Source organism: Curvibacter sp. EU05-FHT14A10 (assembly GCF_058791075.1).
Genome location: NZ_JBYTDE010000004.1, coordinates 59213 through 75233, shown reverse-complemented (window position 1 = coordinate 75233; position 16021 = coordinate 59213). Strand labels below are relative to the sequence as shown.

Sequence of the window (16021 nt, the reverse complement as noted above, 5' to 3'; positions counted from 1 at the left end):
CTTCCTTCCGGTATCACCACCATGACCCTCACAAGCACCCGCTCCATCGGCCCCTTCCAGGTCAGCCCCATCGGCCTGGGCTGCATGAACCTCAGCCACGCCTACGGCCAGCCGCCCGCCTTCGCAGACGCCGAGCGCCTGCTGCTGCGCGCACTCGATCTGGGCGTGACCCTGTTCGACACCGCCGCCCTGTACGGCTTTGGCGCCAATGAAACCCTGGTCGGCCAGGTGCTGGCCAAGCACCGCAGCCGGTTCATCCTGGCCAGCAAGTGCGGCATGCAGGGCGTGCAGTTCCCCGACGGCATGAAGCGTGTCATCGACGGCCGCCCCGAGACCCTGCGCGCCAGTTGCGAAGCCAGCCTGAAGCGCCTGAACACCGAGGTGATCGACCTGTACTACCTGCACCGCTGGGACAAGCAGGTGCCCATCGAAGACTCGGTGGGCGCGCTGGCCGACCTGGTGCGCGCCGGCAAGGTGCGCGCCATCGGCCTGAGCGAAGTCTCGGCCACCACGCTGCGCAAGGCGCATGCGGTGCACCCGATCAGCGCCGTGCAGACCGAGTATTCGCTGTGGACACGCAACCCCGAGATCGCCGTGCTGCAGGCCTGCCGCGATATCGGCGCCGCCTTTGTCGCCTTCAGCCCCGTGGCGCGCGGCTACCTGACCGGCCAGGTTCGCGACGTGACCGCCTTTGACGCCAAGGACATCCGCCGCGCCATGCCGCGCTTTGCCCCCGACAACTACGCCGCCAACCTGGCCCTGCTCGACGGCGTGGCCGAGGTGGCGCAGGCCGCCGGCTGCACCCTGGCACAACTGGCCCTGGCCTGGCTGCTGCAGCGCGGCGAGCACATCATCCCCATCCCGGGCACCACCCGCATCGATCACCTCGAAGAAGACCTGGGCGCCCTGCAGGTCACCCTGGGCCCGGCCCAGATGGCCCGGCTGGACGAGCTGATCAACCGCCACACGGTGAAAGGCCCACGCTACAACGCGGGCAACCAGGTCGAGATCGACACCGAAGAGTTTTCGGCATGAAGACCACCCGACGCCAGGGCCTGCAACACCTGGCCGCCCTGCCGGCCCTGGCCCTGCTGGGCGCCACCGGCGCCCGGGCCGAGGGCGCGGCCTTTCCGCAGCGCCCCATCACGCTGCTGGTGCCCTTTGCCGCCGGCGGCGTGGCCGACCTCACTGCACGCATCGTGGGCCAGGCCATGGGCGCGCTGCTCAAGCAGCCGCTGGTGATCGACAACCGCCCGGGCGCGGGCGGCGTGGTGGCCACCAGCCTGGTGGTGAATGCACAGCCCGACGGCCACACCCTGCTGCTGATGAGCAATGCCAGCGCCGTCAGCGTGCACCTGTTCAAGAAGCTGCCTTACGACGTGACGCGCCAGTTGGCACCCATCAGCACGCTGGGCTTTTTTGACCTGGGGCTGGCGGTGCCGGCCCACTCGCGCTTCAAGACCCTGGGCGATGTGCTGAGCTACGCCAAAGCCCAGCCCGGGCGCCTGACCCTGGGCAGCATCGCCCCCGGCAGCACCCAGCACCTGGCCGCCGAGCTGTTCAAGTGGCGCGCCGGCATCGAGGCCACCGTGGTGCCTTACAAAGGCTCGCCCGCGCTGATGAATGCGCTGCGCGCCGGCGAGGTTGATGTGGGCTTCGAGATCCTCAGCCCCCTGCTGCCCCAGCTGAGCGGCCAGGCGCTGCGCCTGCTGGCCGTGACCGGGCCGAAACGCTTTGCCAGCCTGCCCCAGGTGCCCACAGTCAAGGAACTGGGGCTGACGAACTACGAGGTGGACAGCTGGAACGCGCTGGCCGCCCCCGCCGGCACCCCCGAGAGCGTGATCGCCCGCGTGGCCTGGGCCGCCAAAGAGGCCCTGGCCCAAACCGCGGTGCAGGATGGCCTGCGCAAGCTGGGCGTCACCCCTCAGGCCGGCTCGCCGGCCGAGCTGGCCCAGTTGCTGGCGCAAGAGATCACGCACTGGGGCGAGGTGGTGCGCAAGGCAGGCATCACGCCAGAGTGAGGGCGCGCCAAGGGCCCCAGTAATGGGATCCGCAGGCCCCTGCACGGCATCACCGGTAGACCAGCGCCTCATCCTGCAGCGATGCGGCGGGCAGGGTGACGCGCTCCTCAGCGTACTCCAGGCCGTGCCGCCACGGATGGCGATCCCCCTGGCCGAAGAGTTGGGACTGTGTGCGCATCACATAGCCGGCATTGAAGTTGTCGGCCTCGCTCCAGGGCCGGCGGGACATGTCAGCATCCGCAGCAGGCACGGTGGCTTGCACCATGGTGCAGCCCTGTTCGCGCAGGTGGGTGAGCAGGCGGCACACCCAGTCGCACACCAGATCGGAGCGCAAGGTCCAGCTGGAGCGGAAATAGCCTTGCGTGTAAGCCATGTTGGGCACCCCCTCCACCATCAGGCCCCGGTAGGTGATGCGCTCGGGCCAGGCCACTGGCACCCCGTCGACCTCGAAGCGGATGCCGCCGAACAGCTTGAGCTTGAAGCCCGTCGCGGTGACGATGATGTCGGCCTCCAGATGCTGACCGCTGGCCAGCTGAATGCCTTGCGCATCGAAGCATTCAATGGTGTCGGTGACCACCGAGGCCCGCCCCGAGCGGATGGCCTGGAACAGATCCCCATCCGGTACTTTGGCGATGCGTTGCTGCCAGGGGCGGTAGCGCGGGTTGAAGTGCCGATCCAGGTCGTAGCCCTCGGGCAGTTGGGGTCGGACCTCGTCGATCAGCAGGGCCCGCAAGGCCTCGGGCTGCTCAAAAGACAGTCGGATGACCTCGTCCGATCGGGCCACGAAGGCCCGGCGCATGATCTCGTGAAACCAGGCATCGGGCAGATTGAGCGGGCGCAGCTGAGCCGCCAGCGGATGCTCCCAGGGCTCGGCCGCAAAGAACGTGGGGGAGCGCTGCAGCATCGTGACGTGCGCCGCCTCACCCGCCAGGCTGGGGATCAGGGTGGCCGCCGTGGCCCCCGACCCGATGACCACCACGCGCTGGTCTGCGCAGGACAAATCTGCTGGCCAATGCTGGGGGTGCACCACCTGCCCCTGGAAGTCCTTGAGCGTCGGCCATTCCGGGGTGTAGCCCTGATCATGGTCGTAATAGCCCGCACAGATCCAGAGAAAGGCGGTGGTGAAGGTCTGGCTTTCGTCAGACCCCTCGCGGGTCACGGTGAGCGTCCAGCGCCTGCGCTCGGAGGACCAGCTGGCCGACCGCACCTGATGGCCATAACGGATCCGCGGGGCCAGCTCGTTTTCTGCGATCACCTCGTCCAGGTAGGCGCGGATCTCCTCGGCGGTCGCGATGGCGCGCCCTTTCCAGGGTTTGAAGCCGTAGCCATAGGTGAACAGGTCGCTGTCCGAGCGCGCACCCGGGTAACGGTGGGTCCACCAGGTGCCGCCAAAGCCTGGCATGGACTCAAGTAGGCAGAAGGAACGATCGGGGAGGCGCTGGCGCAGATGGCAGGCCGCGCCGAGGCCGGAGATGCCGGCGCCGATGATGAGAACGTCGAAGTCTTGCGTCATGTCCGAGGCCTCCTGGTTGGCTGACCAGGGTCATCCTAGGGCCCAGACCAAAACCCGCACGCACCCACGCGACAGAAGTCCCGAGTGGCTGGACGCGCCTGCAGGCCCCCTCCCGGGGGCCTGCAGGGTCAGAACGCCATCAGCCCGCCAGCAGCCCCGCCAGGTTGAAGCCCAGATCCGCCGCCTGCTCGGGCGTCGGCGATACGCCGGCCTCCAGCAGCTTGCGCGCCGTGAGGTGGTCCTTGGCGGCGTTCACCGAATCGACCGCCACCAGACGCCCGGCGCGGTACTGGAAGACCGAGAACGGGCCGTCCTCCAGGCTCCCACGCAGCACCGCCTGGTCAGCCCCTTCGGACAGGCCGGCCATCTGCAGCTTGCGGTCGTACTGGTCGGACCAGAACCAGGGGGTGGCCGTGAAGGGTCGCTCCTGGCCCAGCAGCGCCGCCGCGGCCGATTTGCCTTGCTCGGAGGCGTTTTGCACCGACTCCAGGCGCAGCAGCCGACCGTCGGGCAGGCGGCGCGCCGCGCAATCGCCGGCCGCCACGATGAGCGGGTCCGACGTGCGCCCGCAGGCGTCCACCACGATGCCACGGTCCACCGCCAGGCCCGCCTCTCGGGCCAGGGCATCGTTGGGCTGCACGCCCACCCCCAGCACCACCAGACCACACGGCAGTTCGCGGCCATCGGCCAATTGCACGGCCCGGGCCTGGCCGTCTTGCACCACCAGGCGCTCGATGGCTGCGCCCAGCGCCAGCGCCACGCCATGGCGGCGGTGCAGTGCGGCGTACCACTCGGACAGCTGAGGGCTCAGCACCCGGCCCAGCAGGCGCGGTGCCGCCTCCAGCACGGTCACGGCCACGCCCTTCTTGCGCGCGGTGGCCGCCACCTCCAGGCCGATGAAGCCGCCGCCAATCACGACCAGGGGCAAGCCCTCGGCCTGGCACCGGGCCAGGCCGGCAGCGATGGCCACGGCGTCGTCTCGGCTGCGCAGGGTCAGCACATTCGCGGCCTCGGCGCCCGCCAGCGGCAATCGGCGCGGTGTGGCACCCGTGGCCAGCAGCAGGCCGCTGTAGTGCAGCGCGCTGCCGTCGGCCAGCCGCACGCGTTGCGTCGCCCGGTCGATGGCCTGCACCGGGCTGCCGGTGCGCAGGGTGATCTGCTTGCGGGCCAGCATCTCGGGCGCGCGCATCAGCAACTGAGCCGCTTCCACCTCGCCGGCCAGCCAGGCCTTGGACAGCGGCGGGCGGTGGTAAGGCGCATGGGGCTCGTCGCCGAGCAGGGTGATGGCGGCGCTGAAGCCGCCGCTGCGCAGGGCCTCGGCCGCCATCAGCCCGGCCTGGCCGGCGCCGACGATGACGATGTGCGCCCCGGCGTCCGGTGCGCCCGCCTCGGGCCCGGCGCTCACTCCTGGACCTCGGGCAGGGTCAGGGTACCGCCCGCCAGGGCCGGGCTGGCCTTGATCTGGCAGGCCAGGCGGCTGTTGGGGCGCCGCTCGGCGGCCACGTTGTCCAGCATGTCGAGTTCGCCGGCGCTGGGTGCGGGCAAGGCGGCCATCAGCAGGTCATCCACATAGCAGTGGCAGGTGGCGCAGGCGCAGGAGCCGCCGCATTCGCCCAAAATGCCGTCAATGCCGTTGGCAATGGCGGCCTGCATCAGGCTCCAACCGTCAGGCACGTCGACGTCGGTGCGGCTGCCCGAGGCTTCGATGTAGGTGAGTGTGGTCATGGGTGGGCTCCAGGTTCAGCGGGTGCTCAGGTCCAGCACCAGGGGGCTGCGGAAAGTGGACGAAGGCATCCAGGCCAGTTGGTCCTGCATGCGGCGGTACTCGGGCACCACCTGGTGGAACTCTTCAAAGGCGGTTTTGACCGCCAGGCGCGCGATCGCCGTGCCCAGGCAAGCGTGCACCCCACCGCCAAAGCCCAGGTGACCCCGCGGCTTGCGCGTGATGTCGTAGGCATCCGGGTTGGGGTACTGGCGCTCGTCGCGGTTGCCCGAACCATAGGCCAGGCAGACAAAGTCGCCGGTCTTCATGGTCTGGCCGTGCAGGGTCACGTCCTTCATCAGACGGCGGCGGAAGCGCTGGGCCGAGGTGTTGAAGCGCAGCGACTCCTCGATGGCATCGGGCAGCAGGGCCGGGTTGGCCACCACGGCGCGGCGGGCCTCGTCGAAGGTGGCCAGGTTGTAGGCAAACATCATCATGAAGCCGCCCAGCGACTCGACACCGGCCATGATCAAGGTCGTGGTGGTCAGCAGCACCTCGCGTTCGTCCAGGCGGTCGCCATCGATCTCGGCCATGGCAAAGTGGCTGATCAGGTCGTCACGCGGCTCGGCGCGGCGCATGGCAATCACCTTGGAGGCGTATTCCTGCATCCAGTTGTAGGCCGCGATGTGCTCGGGGCCCTTGGTGCGGGTGCGGGCATCGCTTTGCACCATCAGCACGGCGTTGTCGCGCACGGTCTGCTCGTCGACGATGGCCTCGTCGCCCATGGGCAGGCCCAGCGCCGCCATCAGCACCTTGACCGTGAACTGCGACGACACCTCCTTGAAATCAAAGCGTTCCACCCCGCGCAGCTGGCCGAACACCTGGCGCGCCACGGCACGGATGGGCTCGTCCAGCGCCATCAGGTTGCGCTTCATGAAGGCGTGCTGGATCAGGCCGCGCAGGCGGTCATGGCGTGGTGGGTCGGAGCTGCCGAGCGTGGCGCCGGCGCGACCGGGCAGCTCGGTCATCAGGTTGCCGCTGGCCGAGGAATAGGTCTGCCAGTCCTGGCCCGCCGTCACGATGTCGGCATAGCGCGACAGCACCCACATCTGGGCCTCGGGGCTCCAGAAGCAAGGCTGCTCATCGCGCAGGATCTTGTAGTACGGGAAAGGGTCGGCATCGATGGCCGGTGAGTAGGGGTCGAAACTGAAGCTCATGTTGTCTCCTGGGGCACCCGCTGTGGGGCTGGACTGGATTCTGTTTTGACCTGGGGCAAAGCACAGTGGACGGAAGCCGGCCAATACTTGCACTTTTGACGCGCCCTGACTGACATGCCCCACTCGCCTCGCTCACCCGCGCCCGTGCGCCGCCGCTTCAACACGCTGCCGGCCTTTGCGCTGTATGGTGAAGCCGGCAGCCCTGGCGCAGCCTTGCTGCACATCGAATCCATCGAATCCCGCAGCCGCCTTTACGACTGGGAGATCGATGCCCATGTGCATCAGGGTTTGCACCAGGTGCTGTGGCTTCGCTCGGGCTGGGCCGAGGTCGTCTTGGACGAAAGCCGCAGCCGCTGCGTGGGCCCCACGGCGGTGCTGATCCCGCCCGGTGTGGCGCACGCCTTCCGTTTCTCGTCCGACAGCGACGGCCATGTGCTGACCGTCAACGCCCACCTGCTGGCCGAGGGCGAGGCCGCCGGCATGGGGCAGGCCCTGCAGCAATTGTTCGCCCGGCCCCGCGCCCTGCCGCTGGAGGCCGGCTCGCCCGATGTGTCTCGCCTGCAGCCCCTGTTCGAGGCCCTGCAGGCCGAAAACAGCGCTGACGATGCCGCGGATGCCCCGGTGCCGCTGTGGCTGGCGCGGGCCGTGGTCTGGCGCCTGGCGCAACTGGGCCAGCGCGGCCAGCCCGACCAGCCCGAGGTGGGCAGCCCCCAGGGCGGGCCAGGCGAGAACCGGCCCTCACGCCGGCAGGCCCTGTACACGCGCTGGGTGGTGCTGCTGGAGTCGCACTACCGCGAACACTGGCCGGTGTCGCGCTATGCCGAGCAACTGGGCCTGTCCACCGAGCGGCTGAACCGCATGGTGGCGGCCGAAACCGGGCGCAACGCGCAAGAACTGCTGCACGCCCGCCTGGCCCGCGAGGCCTGCCGCCGGCTGGTGCACATCGCCGCCCCGGTGCAGCGCATCGCCTTCGATCTGGGCTTTGAAGACCCGGCCTACTTCTGCCGCTTCTTCAAGCGCCACACCGGGCAGTCGCCCCGCGCTTATCGCCAGCAGGCTCAGGGCCTGACCGCTCCCGTGTCGGGCGGCTGAACCTCGCGGGCCACCCGCTCCAGGGCGGCGCGCAGCCACTGGTGCACCGGGTCGCTGTGATGGCGCAGGTGCCACACCTGGTACATGGGCATGGGCGGGGTGGCCAGGGGCACCGGGGCCATGGCCAGGCCCAGCAGGCTGTGGCGCGCCAGCAGTGAAGGGGCCGTGGCCAGCCAGTCGCTGCCGCGCAACATCGAGCCCAGCGCGGCCATGCCGGGCACGCTGGCCACGAAGCGACGCTCCAGGCCCTGGCCCAGCATCCATTGGTCGATGTCCAGGGCACGGCGGGGTTCGTACAGCACGGTCACATGGTTGGCTGCCAGGTAGGCCTCGCGGCTGCTGGGCGCGGCCCGCTGGCTGGGGTCGTAGAACACGCCGTAGCGGTCTTCGAACAGGCGCTTTTGCAGGATGTCAGAGCCCTGGGGGGGGCGTGGCGTGATGATCAACTGGCACACCTCGTCGCGCAGCAAGGCTGGGCCGGGCGCGCCCGACTTGATCACCCGCAAGGTGACACCCGGGGCCTGCTCGCGCAGGCTTCGCAGCAGAGGCGGCAGCAGCAGATCGCGCTGCAAGTCATTGGCGGCGATGGTGAAACAGGTGTTGAGCCGGGCCGGCTCGAAGCCGGCCGCCACGCTGAAGGCCTCGAGTTCATCCAGCAGGTGCCGGGCCCGCTGGGCCAGCAGGCCCGCCTGCGCCGTGGCCACGATGCCCCGCCCCGACTTGACGAACAGGGGGTCGCCCACGATGGCGCGCAGCCGGTCCAGGCCGTGGCTGACCGCCGACTGGGTCAGGCCCAGGCGCTGCGCCGCACCGGTCACGCTGCCGGCCTCCTGCACCGTCACCAGCAGCTGCAGCAGACGGGCATCCAGGCTCAACCAATCGATTTTGTTCATGAGATGTATGAGTATCCATCTGTTTATCTTTGGCAATGGCCTCGGAATACTCCAGCCCTGACACAGATCAACCGCAGGAGACCCCGATGACCGCCACCAAGCCCCAGATTCCGGGCACCACCTTGTTTGACGGCGACCAGGCCCAGAAAGGCTACGCCTTGAACAAGATGTGCTTCTCGTTCAACAGCGCCGACCAGCGCAACGCCTTCAAGGCCAACGAAGCTGCCTACATGGCCGCCTACGGCCTGAACGAAGAACAGTCGCGAGCCATCCGTGAACGCGACGTGCTGGGCCTGCTGGCTGCCGGCGGCAACGTGTACTACCTGGCCAAGTTTGCCGGCATCCTGGGCCTGGACGTGCAAGACCTGGGCGCGGCCCAGACCGGCATGAGCAAGGACGCCTTCAAGGCCATGCTGGTGGCCCACAACCAGCAACCCGACACCCTGGCCGCCTGAGCCATCCCCCACAAGCACGATCACAACGACAACGGAGAAACAAAATGGCAAAGATTGTTGGTGGCATGACCACTTCCCACGTGCCCGCCATCGGTGGCGCCATGGCCAAGGGCATTCAGAACGAGCCTTACTGGAAGCCCTTTTTCGATGGCTTTCTGCCGGTGCGCCAGTGGCTGGACGACGTCAAGCCCGACATCGCCGTGGTGTTCTACAACGACCACGGCCTGAACTTCTTCCTGGACAAGATGCCCACCTTCGCCGTGGGGGCCGCGCCTCAGTACAACAATGCCGATGAAGGCTGGGGCATCCCCACCCTGCCGCCGTTCAAAGGCGCCACCGACCTGTCGTGGCACATCATCAACCACCTGGTGGAACAGGAGTTCGACATCACCACCTGCCAGGAAATGCTGGTGGACCACGCCTTCACCTTGCCGCTGAAGCTGTTCTGGCCCGAAGGCGAGTGCCCGGTGCTGACCGTGCCGATCTGCATCAACACCGTGCAGTTTCCCCTGCCCAGCGCCAAGCGCTGCCTGGCCCTGGGCAAGGCCGTGGGCCAGGCCATCGCCAACTGGGACAGCGACAAGAAGGTGGTGGTGATCGGCACCGGTGGCCTGAGCCACCAGCTCGATGGCGAGCGTGCCGGCTTCATCAACAAGCCCTTCGACCTGAAGTTCATGGACAGCCTGTTCAATGACCCCGAGTGGGCCACCCAGTTCAGCATCCCCGAACTGGTCGAGAAGACCGGCACCCAGGGCGTGGAGTTGCTGATGTGGCTGGCCACCCGGGCCGCCGTGCCGGGCCAGGTGCGCAAGGTGCACACCAACTACCACATCCCGATCTCCAACACCGCGGCCGGCACCATGGCCTTTGCCGCCGCGTAAAGCTCGCCGGCCTGCCCGCCGAGTGCGGGCGTTCTGCCTAGAATCGCGGCGACAACCCTCGTTGGAGACTCGAACATGACCGAACGCCAAGCCCGCCCGGGCACTGCGACCCCCAACCGCCGCCAGGCCCTCCTGCAGACCGCAGGGGCCCTGGCGGCGTTTTCATGCGGGCAGGCCGCCCAGGCCCAAGGCAGCTACCCGGCCAAACCCGTGCACTTGGTGGTCGGTTACCCCGCCGGGGGGGCGGTGGACATCGTGGGCCGCACCGTGGGCCAGGCCATGGCCACGCTGCTGGGCCAGCCGGTGATCGTCGACAACAAGCCCGGCGCGGGCAGCAACATCGCCATCAAGTCGGTGATCGACAGCCCGGCTGATGGCTACACCCTGCTGGTGGCCGCCAATGCGCTGGCCGCCAACATGGCGCTGTACCAACCGGCCCCCTTTGACGCCGAGCGCGACCTGGCCCCGGTGGGCCTGATTGGCCGCGTACCGGTGGTGCTGGCCGTCAACCCCGGTGCCGGCTTCGACACCCTGGCCCAATTGCTGAAAGCCGCCAAGGACAAGCCGGGCAGCGTGAACTACGCCACCCCGGGCAATGGCTCGACCCCGCATCTGGCGGTGGAACTGTTCGAGCGCGCTGCCGGCGTGCAATTGGCCCATGTGCCCTATCGCGGCGGCGGCCCGGCCATCACCGATGTGGTGGGCGGCCAGTTACCCCTGGTGGCGGTCAACGCGCTCGAAGCCGTGGCCCAGGTGCGCGCCGGCAGACTCAAGGTGCTGGCGGTGATGAGCGCCAAACGCAGCAGCCTGTTCCCTGAGGCCCCGACCCTGGCCGAATCGGGCTTTGCCGGTTTTGAAGCCTCGGTCTGGTATGGCCTGCTGGCCCCCGCCGCCACCCCCAAGCCCGTGCTGGCCCAACTGAATGCGGCCCTGCAAAAGGTCCTGGCCCAGAAAGATGTGCGCGACAAACTGAGCGCCGCCGGCGGCGAGGTCGAACCCGGCAGCGCCGACGCCTTTGCCACCCTGCTGCACAACGAACGTGCCCGCTACGACAAGGCCGTCCGCGCCGGGAACATCAAGCCGGATTGAGGCTAGTGCCCATGGGCCAGGCCGCTGGCCCAGGTGACCAAGACGATGCCGAGCCCAAGCCAGAACACCTGGGCCAGGGTCTGGCGGGCCGTGAGGCGCTTTTGCAGTTGCGGGATCAGGTCGGCCAGGGCCACATAGATGAAGCTGCTGGAGGCCACGGTCAGAAAGTAAGGCAGCAGGTCTTCCAACTGCTCGACCAGGAAAAAGCCCACCAGCCCGCCCAGGGCCGTCACGGCGCCCGCCAGCGACACCTTCATCAGCGCCAGACGCCGGTTGCGGCTGGCGCGCCGCAGCACTACCAGGTCGCCCATGTGGTGTGGCACCTCGTGGGCCAGCACGGCCAGCGCCGACACCACGCCCAGGCGCGGATCGGCCACGAAGGCCGAGGCGATCAGGATGCCGTCACCGAAGCAGTGCACGCTGTCGCCCGTGATCAGCGACCAGCCGCCGGACAGGCTGGGGCGGGCGTCGTGTGCATGGGCGTTCACATGGGCGTTCGCATGGGCGTGAGAGTGGGCATGGGAGGCGGCGTGCGCGTGGGCATGCCCTTCGTGGGCGTGCCCCTGCGGGAGCACCCCCCCATGCGCGTCAGCCTGCGCCGGGTCCGTCGCAGCCGGCCCGTGGTCATGCCCATGTTCATGCCCGTGGTGCCACAGTTCGGCCTTGTCGAGCAGGAAAAAGAACACCACCCCGATCAGCAGGGTGGCAAACAAGGCGTGCGGGCTGGCCTGGCCCTCAAAGGCCTCGGGCAACAGGTGCATGAAGGCGGTGGCCAGCAGGGCACCGGCCGCCAGGCTCAGCAGGTGCTGGGCATTGATGCCGCCACGCCCCGAGTCCACGCCGGCACGCATCAGGAAAGCGGCCACCCAGACACTGCCGATGCCGGCAGTCAGGGTGGCAAGAATGATTTGGAGCAAAGTCATAAGCAATCGTCGGGCGGGGCCGGTCACGGGTCACGGCCGGGCCCTGCGCATCTGGACCGGGCCCGCCGCATCAGGCAAACCGCTTGCCTGGGCCCGGCAGGCCAACCAGGCCTTGGGGCAGTTTAGCGGCTGGGCCGGCCGGGTTCAGGCCACCCCATGCTGTTTGAACCATTCCAGCATGCGTTTCCAGCCCTCTTCGGCGGCTTCTTTGCGATAGCTGGGGCGATAGTCAGCATGGAAGGCGTGCGGGGTGTCGGGGTAGACCACGAACTGCGAGGCGCGGGCGGCCTCCGGGCCCGCCGCCAGCGCGGTCTTCATGCGCTCCACGGTGTCCAGCGGGATGCCGGTATCGGCACCACCGTACAGGCCCAGCACCGGCGCCTTGAGGCTGGCCACACGGTCGATCGGGTGCTGTGGGGTCAGCTCGCTGGGCTGACCCACCAGGCGGCCGTACCAGGCCACCGCCGCCTTGACGGGTGCATGCGCCGCATACAGCCAGGCGATGCGGCCACCCCAGCAAAAGCCGGTGATGGCCGTCTTGTCGAGGTTGCCGCCGTTGGCACCGGCCCACTTCAGGGTGGCGTCCAGATCGGACAGCACCTGGGCATCCGGCACCTTGGACACCAACTCGCTCATCAGCCGGGCCATGTCGGTGTACTTGGAGGCATCGCCCTGGCGGCTGTACAGCTCAGGGGCAATGGCCATGTAGCCATGGCGCGCCAGGCGTCGGCACACATCCGCGATGTACTCGTGCACCCCGAAGATCTCCTGCACCACCAGCACCACCGGCAGGTGGGTCTTTCCGGTGGGCGAGGCACAGTAGGCCGACAGGGCAAAACCGTTGACGTCGATGCTCACACGCCCGGCCTCCAGGCCTTCGGCGGTGGTGTGGATGGCCGTCTGGGCCTGCAGCGGCTGCGCTGCGGCCGCATAACCCAGCCCGATGCCCAGTGCCGCCTGCAGCGCAGTACGCCGACTGGGGCCCGCCACGCCACTCTGGCCGGCCGGCAGCAAGGCCTCGAATTCAGTCTTCAGATCGTCAGACAGCATGAAACGCTCCAGGTGATGAGGTGCAGGTCGATGAGGCATGGCAGTGTAGGCAATTCGCGCCAACCCTGCCGACGATCGGCCTCGGGAAGGCGTTCGGTGAGCCCCCTACCCCGGCTTTTTGTAACAATTAATGACAAAGACGTAGACTGAGACACCTGCCCCTCACGCCATGCCAGCCACCTCCAGCCCAGCCCCCACCCCCGACCCCCTGTTGCACCGCCTGGGCAGGCCCCTGATCCTGTGCACGGCCGGGGCCTTGCTGATCCTGGTGGCGCTGGCCCGCTCGGCCTGGCTGTTGGCGCTGGAACACGATGCCGCAGGCCTGGTCCTGTGCGTGCTGGCCATGGTCCTGCCCGGCATCGGGCTGATGTGGCTGTGGCAACACGTTCGGCAGGTGCGCGAGCACAGTCAACAGCAACAGGCGGCATTGATCGAGGCCCAGGCGCGCAGTGAACGACTGGAGGGTGCGCTGCGCTGCTTTCCGGACGCAGTGGCCCTGTTCGACGCCCAAGACTGTCTGGTGCTGGCCAGCGACCGCTACCGCAGCATGAACCCCGCAGTGGCCCCCTTGCTGCAGCCCGGCGTGCCTTTTGAGCGCATCTTGCGTGCCGCCGCGGCCGCGGGTGAGGTCGTGGAGGCCGTGGGCAACGAAGAAAACTGGGTGCGCCAGCGCATGAGCCAGCACCAGAGCCTGCGGCAGGACTTTCTGCAGAGCCTGGCAGGCAACCGCTGGGTGCGGGTCAATGAATGCCGTACGCCGGACGGTGGGCTGATCGGCCTGCGCACCAATGTGACCGACTTCGTGCGCCAGCAACAGGCCCTGCAAGAAGCCCGCAGCGATGCGCAGCAGGCCCGCCGGCTGCTGGTGCGGGCCCTGGACGCCCTGCCCGCGGCGCTGGAGATCTTTGACGAGCAAGACCACCTGGTGATCTACAACCGGGCCCTGCAGAACATGTTCCCGCACATCGACTACCCGCGATCGGTGGGGCGCCCCTTTGCCGAGATGGCCGCCGAAAGCTTGCGCCACCATGCGGTGGTCGAGGCCGTGGGCCAGGAAGAACAATGGCTGGCGCAGCGCCTGCAGACCCGTGCCAGCATGAGCAACCGCAGCTTTCTGCAAGAGCTGTCGGGTGGGCGCTGGGTGCAGGCCTACGAGAGCCGCACGCCCGAGGGCTATGTGGTGGCGATCCGGCTGGACATGACCGAACAGGTGAAACAACGCGAGGCCTTGGAACAGGCCCAACTGGAGGGCCAGCGCGTTCGGCAACTGCTGATGGACGCACTGGAGGCCCTGCCCGAAGGCCTGGCCGTGTACGACACCGACGACCGCCTGCTGTTGTGCAACACCCAGTACCGGGTGATGTACAGCGGGCTGGCCCACCTGCTGCAAGCCGGCCGATCCTTCGAAGAACTCATCGAATATTCAGTGGCTCACCAGCATTTCGGGCGGGCCCCGCAAAGCGGCGAAACGGCCGAAGATTGGGCTGCCCAGCGCCTGGCCTCACACCGCCAGCCCGGGCCCGCCATGCTGGTGCCCATGCACGATGGGCGCTGGTTCCGGGTGCACGAGCGCAAGACCGCCGAGAAGATGACCGTGGGCGTGCATGTGGACGTGACCGAGCTGGTGCTCAAAGAGCAGCAACTGGCCCATGCCAACCAATTGCTGGCCACGCTGTCGGCCACCGACGGCCTGACCGGACTGCACAACCGGCGCAGCTTTGACGAGGCCCTGGCGGCCGAGTGGCAGCGCTGTGCCCGCCACGAGTTGCCACTGGCCCTGCTGCTGGTCGATATCGACCACTTCAAGCTCTACAACGACCATTACGGCCACCTGGCGGGCGATGATTGCCTGCGGCGGGTGGCCCAGGTGCTGAATGCCGATTTCAGGCGCACTGGTGAGGTGGTGGCACGCTATGGCGGCGAAGAATTTGTGCTGCTGCTGCCCGGCATCGCGCTGGAGGGCGCCCGCGAGGTGGCCCAACGTTGCCTGGAGCGCATCCGCACCGAAAACATTCCCCATGCCGCCTCGCCCACCAGCCCCCGGCTGACGCTGAGCATCGGCGTGGCCGCCTGGGTGCCGGACGGCAAAGCCCATGTGCACCAGACGCACCGACTGATCAACGCGGCCGATGCCGCGCTCTACCACGCCAAGCAGAACGGACGAGCCCGCTATGTCCTGGCCAGCGACTTGAAGGACACGAGCGAACCGCCCACCTTGTCAGGCACCGATCACTGACAATGCGCCCCATGCACATCCTGATCACCGGTTCACGCGGCTTCATCGGTCGCACCTTCAAACAGGCGCTTGAGCGGGCGGGCCACACGGTGCTGGGCGGGATCTCGCCAGGCCGCCCACCCGGACCGGGCGAATGCACGATGGACTTTGCCCGCGACACCCGTGCCGAGGTGTGGCTGCCCCGGCTGCAAGGGGTGGATGCCGTCATCAACACCGTGGGTGTGCTGCGCGACAGCCGCAGCCGCCCGATCGATGCGGTGCACCGTGACACGCCCATGGCCCTGTTCAGCGCCTGCGCTCAGGCCGGTGTCCAGCGGGTGGTGCAGATCTCAGCGCTGGGCATCGAGGGCAGTCCGACCCGCTACGCCAGCACCAAACGCGCCGCCGACCAGCACCTGCTGGCCCTGGCCGCCGCCCCCGGTGGGCCCGGCGCGGTGGTGCTGCGCCCCAGCGTGGTGTTTGGCCACGGGGGGGCCAGCAGCGCGATGTTCATGGGCCTGGCGCGGCTGCCCGTGGCGGTGTTTCCGGGCCCCATGCTGACGGCGCGGGTGCAGCCGGTGTCGGTGCACGACCTGGCCCAGGCCGTGGTGGCCCTGTTGGGCCCGGCGCTGGACCAGCGCGGCATCATTGAATGCACCGGGCCGGCCCCCCTGAGCCTGGGCGACCTGGTGGCCAGCCTGCGGGCCCAGTCGGGCCACCGACCGGCCTGGGTGCTGCGCCTGCCGGATGCGCTGACCGCACTGAGCGCCCGCCTGGGTGACCTGGCCCCGGCCTCGGTGCCTTGGTGCAGCGAGACCCTGGCCATGCTGGGCAGCGACAACGTGGGTGACCCTGCCCGCTTCGAGGCCCTGCTGGGCCATGCGGCCACCCCCAGCGGCGAGCTGGTGGCCCGGGCCTGGCGCGGCTGAAGAGGCCAGCAGCGCCCAGGGTCAAGGGCTGGTCAGGGACA

Annotated in this window: 15 protein-coding genes; 8 read left to right on the top strand and 7 right to left on the bottom strand. The window is 68.5% G+C overall.

Annotation, left to right across the window (positions count from 1 at the left end):
* Positions 1 to 21: 21 nt before the first annotated feature.
* Positions 22 to 1035: an aldo/keto reductase gene (locus AC3WUT_RS08940; protein WP_492346738.1), complete on the top strand. Its 1014-nt coding sequence runs from the start codon at positions 22 to 24 to the stop codon at positions 1033 to 1035.
* The gene (locus AC3WUT_RS08935; protein WP_492346737.1) at positions 1032 to 2021 is read left to right on the top strand and encodes a Bug family tripartite tricarboxylate transporter substrate binding protein; all 990 of its coding nucleotides are present in this window, start codon (positions 1032 to 1034) and stop codon (positions 2019 to 2021) included. The genes AC3WUT_RS08940 and AC3WUT_RS08935 overlap by 4 nt, the downstream gene beginning before the upstream one ends.
* A gap of 49 nt (positions 2022 to 2070) precedes the next feature.
* Here AC3WUT_RS08935 and AC3WUT_RS08930 read toward each other — a convergent pair whose 3' ends face one another.
* From AC3WUT_RS08930 to AC3WUT_RS08915, 4 genes are all read right to left on the bottom strand, one after another.
* Entirely contained in the window at positions 2071 to 3534 is a 1464-nt protein-coding gene (locus tag AC3WUT_RS08930; RefSeq protein WP_492346736.1) for a flavin-containing monooxygenase, read from the bottom strand.
* 139 nt (positions 3535 to 3673) lie between these two features.
* A complete protein-coding gene (locus AC3WUT_RS08925; protein WP_492346735.1) occupies positions 3674 to 4939 on the bottom strand; it encodes an NAD(P)/FAD-dependent oxidoreductase in 1266 nt (421 codons plus the stop codon).
* Positions 4936 to 5259, bottom strand: coding sequence for a 2Fe-2S iron-sulfur cluster-binding protein (locus AC3WUT_RS08920; RefSeq protein WP_492346734.1), 324 nt, complete (start codon positions 5257 to 5259; stop codon positions 4936 to 4938). The genes AC3WUT_RS08925 and AC3WUT_RS08920 overlap by 4 nt, the downstream gene beginning before the upstream one ends.
* Before the next feature lie 15 nt (positions 5260 to 5274).
* Positions 5275 to 6453: a cytochrome P450 gene (locus AC3WUT_RS08915; protein ID WP_492346733.1), complete on the bottom strand. Its 1179-nt coding sequence runs from the start codon at positions 6451 to 6453 to the stop codon at positions 5275 to 5277.
* Between the two features lie 114 nt (positions 6454 to 6567).
* Between AC3WUT_RS08915 and AC3WUT_RS08910 the strand changes: the two genes are divergently transcribed.
* Positions 6568 to 7545, top strand: a complete 978-nt coding sequence (locus AC3WUT_RS08910; protein ID WP_492346732.1) for a helix-turn-helix domain-containing protein — start codon at positions 6568 to 6570, stop codon at positions 7543 to 7545.
* Here AC3WUT_RS08910 and AC3WUT_RS08905 read toward each other — a convergent pair.
* On the bottom strand, positions 7512 to 8438 hold the full coding sequence (locus AC3WUT_RS08905) for a LysR family transcriptional regulator (RefSeq protein WP_492346731.1): 927 nt from the start codon (positions 8436 to 8438) through the stop codon (positions 7512 to 7514). The two genes, AC3WUT_RS08910 and AC3WUT_RS08905, sit on opposite strands and share 34 nt — an antisense overlap.
* 86 nt (positions 8439 to 8524) lie before the next feature.
* Between AC3WUT_RS08905 and AC3WUT_RS08900 the strand changes: the two genes are divergently transcribed.
* The 3 genes from AC3WUT_RS08900 (at position 8525) to AC3WUT_RS08890 (ending at position 10863) form a co-directional block, all read left to right on the top strand.
* Positions 8525 to 8893: a protocatechuate 4,5-dioxygenase subunit alpha gene (locus tag AC3WUT_RS08900; RefSeq protein WP_492346730.1), complete on the top strand. Its 369-nt coding sequence runs from the start codon at positions 8525 to 8527 to the stop codon at positions 8891 to 8893.
* 44 nt (positions 8894 to 8937) lie between these two features.
* A complete protein-coding gene (locus AC3WUT_RS08895) occupies positions 8938 to 9774 on the top strand; it encodes a class III extradiol dioxygenase family protein (RefSeq protein WP_492346729.1) in 837 nt (278 codons plus the stop codon).
* 75 nt (positions 9775 to 9849) lie between these two features.
* The gene (locus AC3WUT_RS08890; RefSeq protein WP_492346728.1) at positions 9850 to 10863 is read left to right on the top strand and encodes a Bug family tripartite tricarboxylate transporter substrate binding protein; all 1014 of its coding nucleotides are present in this window, start codon (positions 9850 to 9852) and stop codon (positions 10861 to 10863) included.
* 2 nt (positions 10864 to 10865) lie between these two features.
* On the opposite strand, the gene AC3WUT_RS08885 is transcribed toward AC3WUT_RS08890, so the two are convergent.
* Complete coding sequence (locus AC3WUT_RS08885; protein ID WP_492346727.1) at positions 10866 to 11786, bottom strand: ZIP family metal transporter; 921 nt, start codon at positions 11784 to 11786, stop codon at positions 10866 to 10868.
* A gap of 144 nt (positions 11787 to 11930) precedes the next feature.
* Positions 11931 to 12836 carry a dienelactone hydrolase family protein gene (locus AC3WUT_RS08880; protein ID WP_492346726.1) on the bottom strand — a complete coding sequence of 302 codons (906 nt, stop codon included), beginning with the start codon at positions 12834 to 12836 and terminating at the stop codon, positions 11931 to 11933.
* Between the two features lie 169 nt (positions 12837 to 13005).
* Between AC3WUT_RS08880 and AC3WUT_RS08875 the strand changes: the two genes are divergently transcribed.
* Positions 13006 to 15072: a sensor domain-containing diguanylate cyclase gene (locus AC3WUT_RS08875; protein ID WP_492346725.1), complete on the top strand. Its 2067-nt coding sequence runs from the start codon at positions 13006 to 13008 to the stop codon at positions 15070 to 15072.
* Between the two features lie 11 nt (positions 15073 to 15083).
* Positions 15084 to 15980: an NAD-dependent epimerase/dehydratase family protein gene (locus AC3WUT_RS08870; protein ID WP_492346724.1), complete on the top strand. Its 897-nt coding sequence runs from the start codon at positions 15084 to 15086 to the stop codon at positions 15978 to 15980.
* Positions 15981 to 16021: the final 41 nt, after the last annotated feature.

What these genes read in the sequence shown, in the direction of transcription:
- AC3WUT_RS08940 (WP_492346738.1), top strand. Translation starts at nt 22, where the DNA reads ATGACCCTCACAAGCACCCGCTCCATCGGCCCCTTCCAGGTCAGCCCC.
- AC3WUT_RS08935 (WP_492346737.1), top strand. Translation starts at nt 1,032, where the DNA reads ATGAAGACCACCCGACGCCAGGGCCTGCAACACCTGGCCGCCCTGCCG.
- AC3WUT_RS08930 (WP_492346736.1), bottom strand. Translation starts at nt 3,534, where the DNA reads ATGACGCAAGACTTCGACGTTCTCATCATCGGCGCCGGCATCTCCGGC.
- AC3WUT_RS08920 (WP_492346734.1), bottom strand. Translation starts at nt 5,259, where the DNA reads ATGACCACACTCACCTACATCGAAGCCTCGGGCAGCCGCACCGACGTC.
- AC3WUT_RS08915 (WP_492346733.1), bottom strand. Translation starts at nt 6,453, where the DNA reads ATGAGCTTCAGTTTCGACCCCTACTCACCGGCCATCGATGCCGACCCT.
- AC3WUT_RS08910 (WP_492346732.1), top strand. Translation starts at nt 6,568, where the DNA reads ATGCCCCACTCGCCTCGCTCACCCGCGCCCGTGCGCCGCCGCTTCAAC.
- AC3WUT_RS08905 (WP_492346731.1), bottom strand. Translation starts at nt 8,438, where the DNA reads ATGAACAAAATCGATTGGTTGAGCCTGGATGCCCGTCTGCTGCAGCTG.
- AC3WUT_RS08900 (WP_492346730.1), top strand. Translation starts at nt 8,525, where the DNA reads ATGACCGCCACCAAGCCCCAGATTCCGGGCACCACCTTGTTTGACGGC.
- AC3WUT_RS08895 (WP_492346729.1), top strand. Translation starts at nt 8,938, where the DNA reads ATGGCAAAGATTGTTGGTGGCATGACCACTTCCCACGTGCCCGCCATC.
- AC3WUT_RS08890 (WP_492346728.1), top strand. Translation starts at nt 9,850, where the DNA reads ATGACCGAACGCCAAGCCCGCCCGGGCACTGCGACCCCCAACCGCCGC.
- AC3WUT_RS08885 (WP_492346727.1), bottom strand. Translation starts at nt 11,786, where the DNA reads ATGACTTTGCTCCAAATCATTCTTGCCACCCTGACTGCCGGCATCGGC.
- AC3WUT_RS08880 (WP_492346726.1), bottom strand. Translation starts at nt 12,836, where the DNA reads ATGCTGTCTGACGATCTGAAGACTGAATTCGAGGCCTTGCTGCCGGCC.
- AC3WUT_RS08875 (WP_492346725.1), top strand. Translation starts at nt 13,006, where the DNA reads ATGCCAGCCACCTCCAGCCCAGCCCCCACCCCCGACCCCCTGTTGCAC.
- AC3WUT_RS08870 (WP_492346724.1), top strand. Translation starts at nt 15,084, where the DNA reads ATGCACATCCTGATCACCGGTTCACGCGGCTTCATCGGTCGCACCTTC.